This window comes from Pragia fontium (assembly GCF_900638655.1).
GTDB lineage: Bacteria > Pseudomonadota > Gammaproteobacteria > Enterobacterales > Enterobacteriaceae > Pragia > Pragia fontium.
In genome coordinates this window covers 3,324,559-3,338,409 of sequence record NZ_LR134531.1, presented here as the reverse complement: position 1 = coordinate 3,338,409, position 13,851 = coordinate 3,324,559, and the positions used below count along the sequence as shown (strand labels likewise).

General features: G+C 48.1%; 10 protein-coding genes. 5 read left to right on the top strand and 5 right to left on the bottom strand.

The features are described 5' to 3' along the window. Window positions 1-139: 139 nt before the first annotated feature. The 4 genes from EL341_RS14440 (at window position 140) to EL341_RS14425 (ending at window position 4,895) form a co-directional block, all read left to right on the top strand. On the top strand, window positions 140-877 hold the full coding sequence (locus EL341_RS14440) for a DeoR/GlpR family DNA-binding transcription regulator (protein ID WP_047782768.1): 738 nt from the start codon (window positions 140-142) through the stop codon (window positions 875-877). Window positions 878-905: 28 nt separating this feature from the next. Beyond that, complete coding sequence (locus EL341_RS14435; protein WP_074821642.1) at window positions 906-2,243, top strand: four-carbon acid sugar kinase family protein; 1,338 nt, start codon at window positions 906-908, stop codon at window positions 2,241-2,243. Further along, on the top strand, window positions 2,244-3,245 hold the full coding sequence (gene pdxA, locus EL341_RS14430) for a 4-hydroxythreonine-4-phosphate dehydrogenase PdxA (RefSeq protein WP_074821645.1): 1,002 nt from the start codon (window positions 2,244-2,246) through the stop codon (window positions 3,243-3,245). A 150-nt stretch (window positions 3,246-3,395) separates the two neighbouring features. Beyond that, complete coding sequence (locus EL341_RS14425) at window positions 3,396-4,895, top strand: GntP family permease (RefSeq protein WP_114987061.1); 1,500 nt, start codon at window positions 3,396-3,398, stop codon at window positions 4,893-4,895. Window positions 4,896-5,055: 160 nt separating this feature from the next. Here the strand turns inward: EL341_RS14425 and torA are convergent, their stop codons facing one another. Together torA and EL341_RS14415 are read right to left on the bottom strand one after the other, a co-directional pair. Beyond that, window positions 5,056-7,575, bottom strand: coding sequence for a trimethylamine-N-oxide reductase TorA (gene torA / locus EL341_RS14420; RefSeq protein WP_126468104.1), 2,520 nt, complete (start codon window positions 7,573-7,575; stop codon window positions 5,056-5,058). Window positions 7,576-7,587: 12 nt separating this feature from the next. Beyond that, window positions 7,588-8,748 (bottom strand): NapC/NirT family cytochrome c, encoded by a 1,161-nt coding sequence (locus EL341_RS14415; RefSeq protein ID WP_047781962.1) that lies wholly within the window; start codon window positions 8,746-8,748, stop codon window positions 7,588-7,590. 514 nt (window positions 8,749-9,262) lie between these two features. Here EL341_RS14415 and EL341_RS14410 point away from each other — a divergent pair. Next, a complete protein-coding gene (locus EL341_RS14410; RefSeq protein WP_074821648.1) occupies window positions 9,263-9,919 on the top strand; it encodes a DUF4136 domain-containing protein in 657 nt (218 codons plus the stop codon). A 369-nt stretch (window positions 9,920-10,288) separates the two neighbouring features. Here the strand turns inward: EL341_RS14410 and EL341_RS14405 are convergent, their stop codons facing one another. The 3 genes from EL341_RS14405 to EL341_RS14395 are packed head-to-tail and all read right to left on the bottom strand — an operon-like array spanning window position 10,289 to window position 13,550. Next, the gene (locus EL341_RS14405; RefSeq protein WP_047782766.1) at window positions 10,289-11,443 is read right to left on the bottom strand and encodes an ABC transporter permease; all 1,155 of its coding nucleotides are present in this window, start codon (window positions 11,441-11,443) and stop codon (window positions 10,289-10,291) included. Between the two features lie 2 nt (window positions 11,444-11,445). After that, window positions 11,446-12,597, bottom strand: a complete 1,152-nt coding sequence (locus tag EL341_RS14400) for an ABC transporter permease (RefSeq protein ID WP_074821649.1) — start codon at window positions 12,595-12,597, stop codon at window positions 11,446-11,448. After that, complete coding sequence (locus EL341_RS14395; RefSeq protein ID WP_074821652.1) at window positions 12,579-13,550, bottom strand: HlyD family secretion protein; 972 nt, start codon at window positions 13,548-13,550, stop codon at window positions 12,579-12,581. Before EL341_RS14395 ends, EL341_RS14400 begins: the two co-directional genes overlap by 19 nt. Window positions 13,551-13,851: the final 301 nt, after the last annotated feature.

Genomic DNA, 13,851 nt, shown 5'->3' with positions numbered 1-13,851 from the left:
ATTTAAGAAATTAGAGCTGCTTAGCAACTGTGATTTTATTCTGTGAAAGTGTTAATGGATTCACAGATGCTAAAAATTCACCGGGCATACTTGCTGCTGTTTTCACTGATGTGTGATGTGAGGGAGTGTGATGCTGGAGATGCCAAGATATAAAAAAATATTAGAAATATTAGATAATTATGAAGTCTGCATGATTAACGATCTGGCTCGGTTGTTAGCCGTGTCTCATATGAGTATTCGTCGAGATTTAAAACAGTTGCAGGAGCGAGGGCTGGTTCAACTGGCTTACGGAGGGCAGGTTAAAAAGCGGTTTCTCGAACAGAGCCCGCTTTATGACATCAAAGAAACTCGCTGTTCTGCAAGCAAAAAGCTGATTGGTCAGAAGGCCTGTGAGCTGCTCCAGCCAGATATGGTGGTGTTTATGGACGGCGGCACTACCGTGCGCGAGATGATTCCATACATCCAAGTACCGGTTACGGTGATCACGCTGGATCTGGCGATTGCCATGGCGCTGAATAGTAAGCCTGAAGTGAAGTTGATTCTCTGTCCGGGGGAAGTACTGCCAAAAAATCGAGCCTGCTATAACTCCGAAACCATTCGCTATCTGTCTGAACGTATTACCGATATTGCTTTCATTGGTGCCGATGGCTTCAGCACTGAATTTGGTGCGCTTACCACCAGTCAAATCAAAGCCGATTGCAAATGGATGGCGATAAATCGTTCTGTTCAATCCGCGCTGCTGGTGGATAGCAGCAAGTTGAATATTCGCTGTCGCCATAAAATTGGCGACCTGTCTCAGTTTCACCACCTGATTACCGACCGGACATTGACCGAGCTCTATCCCAATTCCACACAAGACCTGCGTTTGTCCCAATAACACTAATAATAAGATTAAGGAGCACACCATGAAAGTCGCGATTGTTGCCGATGATTTAACCGGCGCCAATGCCACCAGCGCATTGCTGAGTAAGAAAGGGTTTAGCGCCATCACCTGTTTAGAGGAGTTTCATCACTCATTGAGTGATTTTGAAATTGTCTCTTTTTCTACCGATTCCCGTTCCATTCCGGCAAAGGAAGCCTATAGCCGAGTGAGTCAATGTATCGAACAGTTTAAACCTTTGGCTCCGCTGATCAGTAAACGCATTGACTCTACCCTTAGGGGCAATTTGGGGGCTGAGGTTGATGCCGTGTTGGATAATAACCCGGAGCTAATGGCGCTAGTGGTGCCGGTTTATCCTTCCAGCGGACGAATTTGCGTCGGTGGATCGCTGCTGGTTGCTGGCATACCGCTACAGAACACCATGATGAAAGACGATCCTAAAAATCCAATGACCGAATCGTCGGTACTGGAGCTGTTTCGTCAGCAGTCTGAGTATGAACCGTTCCATATCCCGCTGCGGGATGTGTTAGCCGGGGAGCAAGTGCTGGCGGATCGTTTGACGGAAATTTACCGGCAGGGCGGTCGTCTGGTGATCTTCGATGCCACGACCGATCTGGATATTGCCACCATTGCTAAAGCGGCTGAGCAATCGCTGCTCCCGGTATTTTGTGTCGATCCCGGGCCGTTTACCGCCCAGTTAGCCCATTTACGCTACTCCAGCAACCGTACCATGACCAATAAAGTGTTTATCGCCATTGGCAGCGTGTCGGAGCTGACCCAGCGGCAGATCAAAAAATTGAAGTATGACCGTAACGTTTGGCTGGAAGTGGTGGCACCACGCCAGTTGATGGATATTTCCCGTCATCCGGGTAAAGCCGGGCCGTTGGTGAAGATGCTGCTGAATAAATCAGAGCAGTTTGACATTGTCGGAATAGATACGGTGGAAGCGCCGGAGCACGTTTGCGATCTCAATCAGTTGGCGCAGGAATATCAGGTGGATAAATCCGAAGCCAGCCAGATGATCAACCGCGGTATTGCCGAAGTGACGGCTCAGGTTTTACTCAATCGAGAATCGACCTTTCGGGGCATCTATACCAGTGGCGGTGACGTTACCGTAGCGGTTACTAACCGTTTAGGGAGTAAGGGATTCATTCTGAAAGATGAAGTTGAGCCGCTGGCGGTTTACGGTCACTTAATCGGCGAAAGATGTAATGGATTATCGATTGTCACTAAGGGTGGATTTGTCGGTAACGACAGTACGTTAGTCCACTGTATCGATTATCTCAGTACCAAAATCTCGACTTACGATACCAACGTGAACAGAGACATTTCAGTATCTACCGTTATTAATTCAGGAGCATAAATGAACGCAAAACCTTTAATTGGTATTCCTATGGGTGACCCGGCAGGCATTGGGCCGGAAATCGTGGTGAAAACCGTTGCGGCAAAAGAGGCCCATCAATATGGCAGAATGATTATTGTGGGGGATAAACGCATATTGGAGGATGCCGCGAAGTTCTCGAATGTGGATATTGACATTAACCCTATCGGAGATGTTAATGAGGCCATATACCAGGATGGAACGCTGAATCTGATCCAGTGCGGTGAACTGGATTATCAGGCATTTAAACCCGGAGCGATTCAGGGGCAGTGTGGTAAAGCAGCCTATGAATATATCAAAGTCGCCACTGAACTGACGCTGGCCAATCAGTTTGATGTATTGGCAACAACGCCGATTAATAAAGAGTCATTAAAAGCAGGCAAGGTTAACTATATCGGTCATACCGAGATACTGGCCGATCTAACCGGCGCTGACGATCCGCTAACCATGTTTCAGGTTAAAGAGCTGCGGGTGTTCTTCCTGACGCGCCATTTGTCTTTGGTGAAAGCAATTCAGACCTTAACACCGGAGCGGGTGTGTGACTATGCCATCCGCTGTGCAGAAGCGCTGCATAAATTAGGGATTAAAGATCCGAAAATGGCGGTGGCCGGTATTAATCCACACTGTGGTGAGCACGGCTTATTTGGTCATGAAGACGATGACGTTTTATTGCCGGGTATCGAGATGGCGCAAAAAGCGGGCGTCAATGTGGTTGGCCCTAAACCGGCGGATAGCGTATTCCATTTTGCCTTACTCGGTGCGTATGACGCGGTGCTCTCGCCTTACCACGATCAAGGGCATATCGCGACCAAGATGGTGGATTTCCACCGCACGATTTCAATTACCAACGGTATGCCGATTTTAAGAACCTCGGTGGATCACGGGACGGCAAATGATATTGCCGGCAAAGGGATCGCGAATGCCGTTAGTTTAATTGAAGCCGTTCGTTTGGCGGCGCTCTATGCGCCTTATTTCAAAAAATAAATATTAGTCTGAAACGATAATAACCGATCTGAATTACGGTCGTTATATTTAAAAACTAATATAAAAATCATCATATTGTCGGCGCTATCTGACGGAGTTACGCTGTCTGTAATCCGCGAATAGCCCGACCTCGAACGGGCGGTATTGTTTATGGAAAAGGCAATAGAAGCAAAAAGTAATCCGGGTCGAAAAAATAATAAATTAAATTATCTGTTACTGCTGATAATAGGACTGTTTGTGTTCTATTTGGGCAGCATGCCGGATATAGAGCGAAACAGCGTGCGTATGGTTATTGGTTTGATCATTGCGATTACCATGCTGTTATTTATGATATTAAAAACACGCATTCAGGCCTTTCCGGCATTAATTATCGCCTCGATTATTACCGGCTCAATCGGCGGCATGCAAAGCGATGCCATGATCGCGGCTATCAGTAAAGGGTTTGGTAATACGCTGGGACATATCGGTATTGTTATCGGTTTTGGCGTGATGATGGGATCGCTGCTGCAACTGAGTGGTGCGGCGAAAAAAATGGCTCAGACTTTTATTCGGCTATTGGGTAAAGGTCGTGAAGAACTGGCATTAGTGTTTATCGGATTGATTGTCAGTATGGCGGTGTTCTGCGACTCGGCCTTTATTGTGTTAACGCCGCTAGTCAAAGCCATTTCCCGCAGTTCGGGGAAATCGGTGGTGGGATTGGGGGCTACATTGGCCATGGGATTAGTGATCAGTCACAGTATGATTCCACCGGCGGTTGGGCCATTTGGCGTGGTTTCCCAGTTTGGCATCCCGCTGGGGGAATATATGCTGTGGAGTATGGTGTTGGCGGTGCCGATTACCATTGCTGGTTTTGCCTACACCACCTATATCGGTAAGAAGATTTATCAAGTACCCACGGAAGATGGTGAAGGCTTCACCCGTGAACGTTTAATCGCTCACTTTACCGAAGTGGAAGAGGGCGAAACATTACCGGGAACCTTTATCTCCTTTGCGCCGATTTTGGTGCCTATTGTGTTAATTCTTATCTCTACTCTTATTGGTGAAATGCGTTGGAATATTACCTATAAGGAAGAGTGGTACGGCATTCTGGCCAATATGTTTAAAACCATCGGCCATCCGGTGATCGCAGTGGGTATTGGTTTGCTGGTGGCCATTATGGGATTAACCGATGGATTCCCAAGAAAGGAAGTGGTTCATCATATGGAAGGCTCTATTCGCTCTGCCGGCATCATTTTGCTGGTGATTGGCGGCGGTGGAGCGCTGGGCATGGTGCTGCGTGATTCCGGCACGGGTAACGTGATTGCTGAGTATATTGTCAGTATTGGCGTGCCGGGCATTCTATTGCCGTTGACCATTTCAACCTTGATTCGTCTGATTCAGGGCTCTGGTACGGTGGCGATGATTACGGCAGCGAGTATTACCGCACCGATGATCGGTACATTAGGCGTCGATCCGATTATGGCTGGTTTGGGGTGCTCCATCGGTTCATTTATTTTCTCCCACTTTAATGATGCTTACTTCTGGGTGGTTAACCGCTCGCTGGGCGTTACCGAGGTGAACGAACAGATTAAAGTCTGGAGTATTACCTCCACGATTTGCTGGGCTGCGGGTGTGGTGGCACTGTTAGTGGTGAATGCGCTGTTCTTTTAAGGTTAGATGAAGAATAACGCCGGGCATTTACCCGGCGTCAGATTGATGACAAAGTCTTAATACATTTAAACGGAGGGAGACCTTTCCGTTTGGGTCGTAGCAGCTTTAGCTGCCGGAGTGCCAATAGGAAAGGTAGGCCCGACGCTCTCTGTTGCTGAAATTATGCTCCAGCGGGAACATCGTGGGCGGTGTTTTTCAGTACCGGCCCCTGATATTTCTCGATTTCCAACTGCGCCATCTGACCACAGTTACCCTGTGCCAGACTGGAGGAGCCAATATCGAAGGTCAGGCAGTTGACGTTACCGTTTTTACACAGCGATTTTTCTTCGCTCGGCTCTGCCGGATCAAACCATGCCCCTTCGCTGATGCGTACCACGCCATCACGGATATCTTCACTGACCAGAGCACCAACCAGAATCTGTCCACGATCGTTAAACGCGCGAACCAGATCACCGTCTTTGATGCCACGTTTTTCAGCATCCAGCGGATGAATCATAATCGCTTCCCGATCGGCTACCGCATACTTGTCGCGCAGCGGGGTGTTATCCAACTGGGAGTGCAGACGGTTAGCGGCGTGGGCGGTGTTCAGCGACAGTGGGTATTTAGCTGCGACTTCCGCTTGATTCCACTCGTGTGGCGGCATCCAGCTTGGATAACCACGGCAGTCAGAATAGTTCATCTTGGCGATGGTTTCCGAGAAGATCTCAATTTTACCGGACGGTGTTCCCAGCGGGTTAAGCAACGGATTGTCGCGGAAATCGGCAAAACGGATCCACTGGGTATTGGCTTCCGGCACTGGGAAACGCACATAGTTATTGGATGACCAGAACATATCAAACGGCGGTAGTGCCACTTTGGCATCACGCGCTTGCTGTTTCATATCGTCATACATGCCTTTAAGCCACTGGATTTCATCTTTGCCTTCGGTAAAGGCATCATGAATCCCTAAACGTTCAGCTAAACCAGCAAAGACATCAAAGTCATTGCGCGCTTCATTTTGCGGTGGAACACACTGATGCATAGGGAAGACATACAGCTGTGAATAGTCACCGCCCATCTCCAGATCGTTGCGTTCGTAGCTGGTGGTGATAGGAAACACAATATCCGCGTGTTTGGCCGATGCAGTCCAGTAAGGTTCGTTAACTACCACGGTTTCCAGATGCTGATAAGCCTGACGCAGGTTATTGGTATCCTGATGCTGGTGGAATGGGTTACCACCGGCAACATAAACCATTTTCACGTCCGGATAGATGACTTTGCTACCGTTAAAATCAACGGTTTTACCCGGGCTGGTCAGACATTCGGCAATCCGCGCAACCGGAATTGGCGTCGGTGAGTTTTTCGGTGCGTTACCGGCGGAGATACCCGCAACAATGCCGCCTTTAGCCGTTGGGCTACCGCCGGAAGAGTAGTGATAGCTAAAGCCAAAGCCACCACCCGGTAAACCAATTTGCCCCAGCATCGACGCGACCGTTACCAACAGCCAGTGTGGCTGTTCGCCGTGGTGCTGACGTTGGATACCCCAGCCGCCCATAATCATGGTGCGGTTGTTGGCCATATCGCGAGCTAACTGGCGTAGATCGTCAGCTTTGACACCACAGATAGCCGCAGCCCATTCGGCGGTTTTCTCTTCACCGTCGGTTTTACCCAGTAGATATTCTTCAAACTTATCAAAACCTACGGTATAGGTTTTCAGGAAGTCCGGCTTATGCAGTTTTTCCGTTAGCAGGGTATGTGCGATACCTAATAGCATGGCGCTATCGGTATAAGCATGGGGAGCAATCCACTCAGCGTTCAGGAATTTGGCGCTGTCGCTGTGAACCGGGTCGATACTGATCACTCGAGTGCCTTTTTTCTTCAGGGCTTCAAATCCGGTTTGACCGTAGTGATCCGGCACGTTCCAACTGTTTTTCAGGGTGATCATTGGGTTACAGCCCCACATCACCACCAGTTGGCTATTTTCAATCACGTTTGGCCAAGCGGTTTGCTGCTCATACACTTCCATCGAACCGACCACGTGGGTCATGATGACCTGTGCCGCACCGGTTGAATAGTCACCAGCGTAACCGAGGAAGCCGCCGCTCAGGTTCATTAAACGCTGAAGCAGGGTACGGGAGTTATGCAGCATACCAACGCTTTTCCAGCCGTAGGAGCCGGCATAAATAGACTGCGGGCCGTGCTCGGTTTGCAGGCGGGTAATTTGCGCCGCCACTAAATCGAGGGCTTTATCCCAGCTAACCCGAACCCACTCATCGTTACCGCGCAGTTCCGGATTCGCACCCGGGCCTTTCTCCAGCCAGCTTTTACGCACCATAGGGTACTTAATGCGGTTTTTAGCATGTACCTGATGAGGCGCCATGGCGATTAGATCGTTCGGATAGGGATCGTCCTGAATCGCTTGGGTCGAAACCATTTTTCCATCTTGGACTATGGCCTCGAACGCGCCCCAGTGGGCAGCGGTCAGAATACCTTTTTGTGCCTGACGTAAAGCAATAAATTGTGGCAGTGCCTGGCTGATGGCTTCTGCCAACGCCGATTTAGGCCACAGACCACTCAGTAAAGGCAGTGCTGCCATGGCACTGGTGCCAAGTAAAAAACGACGGCGGCTCAGTTTTAAAGGTTGCTGTTCAAAAGCGGCAAACGTATCAACGGTACGGTCGTCGGAATCATATTTACTCATTTTCTGTATTCCTTAAGATTTAGACGGTTGCGCATTTTGCATATCGCTTGCGTGTTTCTGAACGTACTGGGTCAACAGACGCAGCTGTTCTGGCGTTAGGGAGGTGCGCGGAGCCATACCTTTCACGACGCCGATCCACTGGTTGGCATTGAAGCGATCCAATGCGGTTAAACCATGGCAGCCGGTACAGTTAGCGGACATCATATTGGAGGCGTACTGCCAGATTTTCTCTTGATCGTCGATCAGTTGATTTTTAGCTATCCATACCTGAATAGAAGCCTGATGCCAGACTAAACCGGTTTCTGGATCGGTGACGCTGCTTTCGGTTTTCAGATTTTTCTGTGCTTCATCACCCAGTAATACGCTTAGGATGCGCTTACCTTCGGCGGCGTACAGAACTTCACTGACGCCGTCTTGCTGCCAGCCCGCGACGCTAACTAAAACACGATCGCCATCGCGCTGAATCACGTTAACTTCGGTGGAAGGCATCAGGTTACCGGCATTGTGTTCTTCTTTCGCCTGTAGATAGAACGGTTCGGTCGCGATGGTATAAAGTTTAGTGGCGCTATCCGGTGTTTTAGCGGCGGCACTGGAGAGTTCACCGGCGCCGGCAGCGGCTAAGGAACTCATATCCGGCAGAATGTGGGCAACGCCTTTGTGGCAGCTAATGCAGGTTTGGCCTTCTTTAATGGCGGTCGGGTGCTGAATGCGCGCCTCAGGTTTCTGAGAGACGATATCCATGGCTTCAAAACTGTGGCAGGAGCGGCAGGTGGCTGAATCATTCGCCTCAAAGTCTTTCCAAACTTTTTGCGCCATTTCCAATTTATGCGCTTCGTATTTTTCCGGGGTATCGATTTTTCCGGTCATTTCACCGTATACGTCTTTCAGTGCGGCAACTTTAGTTAACAGGTAATCGATAGGTTCGTGAGGAACGTGGCAGTCAGAGCATTCGGCTCTAATCCCCTTGGTATTCTGGAAGTGCACGCTTCCCTGATATTCTGCCAGAGGTTGTTGCATAGAGTGACAGGATACGCAGAAGGCGGTATCGCTGGTTTTATGCATAACGAATGCTGAGCCACCCAGCAAAACAGCGCCAAGAATGATGCCTATGATTAAAATCCATAGCACACCCCATCCGCGCCGTTTGGCTTTCGGTTGATTTAAGTTTTTCATTGCTCGCCTGTTTAATCATGTGATTTTTTATGAAAGTAACTATTCGTCTCACCACGAAAAGTACTAAAGAAAGCCGATAAATATGAGTAATCCTATTTCGGCTGTGGGTAGTGTAGCCCATTTTTCACCAGAAAGAGGTAGGTAACCGTACAGTTTGCAGGGAAAATAAACGATTGCCGTGTTAACCGAATAGAAAAAATACAGATGTAAATATAGTCAATTTGATTATGTATGACGGTGAGATAAACGTAGTTGGTGATTTTGACCTTTTAACAATCGTTGACTGTTGCCATAGGTTGGGCACACCCCCTAAGGGGGGAAATGTACACTGAGCTTTCAGTATTAAAGAATAGAAAAACAAGTAATTATAAATAGATACGTTTACGGTGATTTGTTGTTTTTTTAAGTCAGTGGCATGACTTAAGCCATTAAACAAATATTGCTTTTTACCGAACTAATATTGTATTTAGCTGCCATACTTCATATTAGAAGTTAATAAGTTAGGAGCGTAGCTATGCGTTGGCAAATGATGTTCACTCTACTCTTGGTTGGTGTTCTATCCGGCTGTGCTCATACGGAAAATATCCAGGTTAGCGCGATTGCCGCCGGTGATGATTCCACACAATATAAAAAGTTTGCCATCGTGTCTGATAAATATCAGGCGACTAATGATGACTTACAGTTTGCCGAATATGCTCGTCAAGTGACTGCTGTGTTGAATCAACAAGGGTATGTGCAGGCGCAGAACAGTAAAGATGCCCAGATTCTGGTGTCCTTAAGCTATCGGCTTAGCGCACCGCAAACCCGAACTGATATTGTGAATGTGCCCGTTTACCCAAATGTTGGGCCATTTTACGATACCCGTTTCGGCCATCATCCCTATCCGATACTAGGTTATCCGGTCTATCAACCGATGGTTTACCAGTCGATTATCTATAAAAAACTGGTACGCCTACAAGCAATTGATGCGGTGGTTTACGCTAAAGATAAAACGGTTAAGCCACTGTGGGATGTCATGATTATCAGCCATAATGATAATGACGATTTACGCTATATGTTCCCTTATATGCTGGTGGCTGCCGAGCCTTATATTGGTCGGAATTCTGCCCATAGTATTGAGGTGTCCGTGCCGGAGAAAGATCCTGCGGTGATGCAATTGAGAGGGATGTGATCGAGGGATTGCTGACGATTAATGTGTTTTATCTTTTGCTCTTTCTATTGAGCGCTGGAATTCAGCCGACGTAGCCAATAAGGCTGTATGAGCAGCATGGATAATGAGATGGACGCCCCGACTTTACGGCATCTAAAGTGCCAAAATATGACGGTATAAATGTAGGGATGACAACATAGGTATCATCAAGAGCCCTCTTCCGTCACCAGAATGACGATGAGATATTCATCTGCCTGTGCTGTCATCCCCGCGAAAGCGGGGATCTCGCCCTAAAGCCCTTTACTCGGCCACGTGCCCCACGTTGATTTACTGATAGTGGACGAAACGTTCGCTACCATTAAACGTAACTGACAAGCATATAGCTAACTATCAGGGAGCAGTATGACGGCGATGTCTTCTGGCACTGATAAATCTTCTCAAATGCCCATCTCTCAATGCAGCAACAAGCAAACCTAAACTGGCATAAACCACACCCAGTACCAAGAGCATCATCACTTCAAAGCCAACTTCGCTAATCGATAATCCCATTTGGTTGACGCTGGCAATGGCTTTAGTCGCCCAGGTGGAGGGCAGTAAATGAGAGATAAATCTCACCCAAGCTGGCATGGATTGTAGCGGCCAAATAGTACCGGAAATATAGAACACTGGGGTGGTGACCATCGCCAGCGTCAGATAGATCAACTCAACATTACGTAAACATTCAGTAATCAACTTGGCAAAGCCAAGGGTGGCTAAAATAAATGGAAAGGTGAGCAGTAATATTTCTGGTATGGGGGCCGTCTGTCGGTAGCCCAGCAGCATCGGCCAGACCACGAATAACACAACCGATAAAAATAGCCAGATAGGAATTAACGCTGACAGGCAGCCAAGGTAGACAGGTAGGGGCGGTTTACCCTGTGGTAAAGAATGCAACACGATGCTGGTTCGCGTACCGGCAATTAACAGGGAGTGCTGGAGTAGCATCACCATCAGACCCGGGAATGTGATGGCGGCAAAGCTGATCCCCGGGTTAAATAAATCGACGGTTTGGGCTTTAATCGGTGACAGAATTTTGTCAATTTGAGTCGGCGTAAAGCCATTGTTCATCATCAGCTCTTGATTGTAGGACAAGAGCATGGTGCGGTAGGCTGCCAGAATATCCATTTCTATTTGGCCGTTAGCCAGTCGACTGGTGGCATCACCATAGGCCGGTATGGTGACATTTTCTCCATGGAGAATACGTTTTTCCATGTTGTGGGGTAACACCACCACGGCAAACAGTTTACGACCAACCAAATCTTGCTGTGCTTCTTCCACGGTGTTATAGGTTTTAACCGCGATTTTTGAGCTGGCATCCAAACTACGGGTCATCATTCTGCTGGCGGAGCTGTGATCCTGATCGATTACGGCTACCGGTAAATCCCAGACCGAGTGATTAGCATAAACCAGGCTCATAATGCACAGGGAGCAGAGCAGCATCATCCATAATGGCTTCTCTAACATCCGGGTGGTGATCATCATAAACCCGCGGAAATAGGCTTTCATCATCAGCGAATATCCTCACCGTGCAGCCGTAGCGGTAACCGTTTACGCACCAGAAAAGCGGTTGCCAGCGGATAAAGCACTAACAATCCACAGACATACAGCACTGAAGTTGCGGAAATACCGCGCAGGAAAATATCAAACAGGGCGTATAGCGCATGGGTCAGGGGTTCAATATTTGCGATGATTTGGGCGGCAAGGGGCATCGAAAGCTCGGGCACTGCAATGCCTGAATAAGTCATGGCAATCCCCACCAGCAGACCGATCAAGGTATAGGCGGTAATGATATCTTTGGTAAAGGTAAACAGTAACAGGCCGATACTTTGCGCCGCCATCACATAGCAAAAACCAATGGCCAGCATAAACAGCGGATTACCGTTAACCCGAGCCCCGGAATAGATAACCAGTGCAGCAATTTCCACCATCAACAAAATGGTGTAACCAATGGTATAGGGGGCAAGTTTGCCCATCAGCGCTAGACTAAAGGGTTTAGCTTTAAGCAGCATTTTACGACGGCTAAGTACATAAATGGTACAGGTTACAACGAACAGTTGCAGCAGATGGATAGTTGCCGCAAACAGTTGATAATAGATGAAATTACCGCTGGCGTTAAACAGGCTTTCATACGAAAGGTTCACCTGAGCCAGTGGGGGAAGCGGGTGACCGATTGCGGTCGCCAGAATTTGTGAGTAGGTTTGATTAAGCTCAGATATCAGACCGGGATAGTCCTGAGTTGAATACAGGCCTGCGCCGTAGAATAACCCATTATAATAAAGAACCGGACTGGGTTGACGACCCGCGAGAACGTCCGCCTCAAAGTTATGGGGGATATACAGTAAGGCATAGATTTTAGCCGAACGCAGATCGATTAACGCTTGTTCTATTCCGTCTTGATAGATATTGACCTGCGCGTGCGAACCGGCATCCAAATTGCGGATGATTTTTCTCGATAGCGTGGTGTGATCGTGATCGATAGCGGCAATCGGAAGTTCCAGTAATGTACCGGCAGAAAAGTTAGCGCTGATCAAGGTAAACAGCAGCAGTGGAAAAATCCACGTTAGCCAGTGCAGAACAATGCTGCGCGATCCCGCTTTCGCTTCAACGTTAAATGAGCGGTTAAAACAGCGCCAGCCGGCTTTTAGTCTTCCCATTTCCATAAGGTGCTCATTCCAGGACGAAGCCCTTCAACCGGTTTAATCGGGTAAAGCCGCACTTCAAAAGTTTTTAAATCAAAATCGCCGGTTGCGCGAGTCGCGCGTTTAGTAGCGAAATCGCCCATTGGAGCAATAAACCGAACTTCGGCTTCAAGCTGTTGATTATTCAGTGCCGGAACCTGCAATTTCACTTTATCGCCTTTACGAACGTGAGCCAGAATATCTTCTCGCAGGTTATAGACAAAGTAAGCGTCAGGTAGCCGAATAATGGTCAGTAACGGGCTGGAGGCGTTTAATAGCTCTCCCTGTTCGGCTGGAATGGTACCCACTTCACCATCAACCGGTGCCTTAACCAGTAAGTCATCCTGTTGGACTTTCACCTGAGCCAGATTCTGTTCCGCTTGATGGAGCGCGGCAACAAATGCATCGCGCTGTTCGGAACGATCGCCGTGCACCGCTTGATCTAACTGGGCACGAGCGGAGTTGACCTGTTGAAGCGCAGTGTCTCGGGCTTTTAATGATGAATCCAGCATCGAAGCAGAAACATAGCCTTTAGGTGCCATGCTGAGGTTACGACGGTAATCTTTCTCGGCATTTTGATATGAGGCTTCCGCTTGCGCCAAGGCGGCTTTGAGGTTGCGAATGCTTTCTTCACGGGTACCGTGCATCGACTCTTCTAAGCGTGCTTTCGCCTGATCGCGGGCGGCTTCCAGCGATTTGACCTGTGCATCCAGCTCCGGGCTGTCGAGCTTCATCAGTAGCTGACCGGTTTTGACATCATCGCCGCGTTCAACATAGCGCTCTATTATTCGCCCTTTCGCTTTAGAGGTCACTAATACCTCTGGAGCATCCACCTCACCCTGTAAGAGGATATATTGGTTATGGGCGCGAAATAATATAGCCAATGCAACGACAACGATAATAAATAGTAGCGTAATAATAGATTGTTTCTTCATATCAGATATATCGTCGTTATCATTATTGTTGAGTGTATTGAGTTAACACCGGGCATAATAAATAATAGCCTAAAATTTAGACTAATAACCATGTCTCAGGGACAGATAGATACCAAACGGTGTACGGTACGCCCGTTTGAGGTGGCGGTGTTTTCTTGGTTATTAGAGTAAAACAGGATTTATTCTCTGTGTAGACCTGAAATTCTACCCTAAACCGCCTAATGAACCTAGTTCTACCTTAGCATAAAGTGCTAACTGGCCGAGGTAGAAAGGGGCATTTTATGGTTTTTTTATGATTGTC

Bases quoted from the DNA above. Each gene is read 5' to 3' on its own strand.
- EL341_RS14395 (WP_074821652.1), bottom strand. From the start codon at position 13,550: ATGAAGAAACAATCTATTATTACGCTACTATTTATTATCGTTGTCGTT.
- EL341_RS14415 (WP_047781962.1), bottom strand. From the start codon at position 8,748: ATGAAAAACTTAAATCAACCGAAAGCCAAACGGCGCGGATGGGGTGTG.
- EL341_RS14425 (WP_114987061.1), top strand. From the start codon at position 3,396: ATGGAAAAGGCAATAGAAGCAAAAAGTAATCCGGGTCGAAAAAATAAT.
- EL341_RS14400 (WP_074821649.1), bottom strand. From the start codon at position 12,597: ATGGAAATGGGAAGACTAAAAGCCGGCTGGCGCTGTTTTAACCGCTCA.
- EL341_RS14435 (WP_074821642.1), top strand. From the start codon at position 906: ATGAAAGTCGCGATTGTTGCCGATGATTTAACCGGCGCCAATGCCACC.
- EL341_RS14410 (WP_074821648.1), top strand. From the start codon at position 9,263: ATGCGTTGGCAAATGATGTTCACTCTACTCTTGGTTGGTGTTCTATCC.
- EL341_RS14440 (WP_047782768.1), top strand. From the start codon at position 140: ATGCCAAGATATAAAAAAATATTAGAAATATTAGATAATTATGAAGTC.
- torA (WP_126468104.1), bottom strand. From the start codon at position 7,575: ATGAGTAAATATGATTCCGACGACCGTACCGTTGATACGTTTGCCGCT.
- EL341_RS14405 (WP_047782766.1), bottom strand. From the start codon at position 11,443: ATGAAAGCCTATTTCCGCGGGTTTATGATGATCACCACCCGGATGTTA.
- pdxA (WP_074821645.1), top strand. From the start codon at position 2,244: ATGAACGCAAAACCTTTAATTGGTATTCCTATGGGTGACCCGGCAGGC.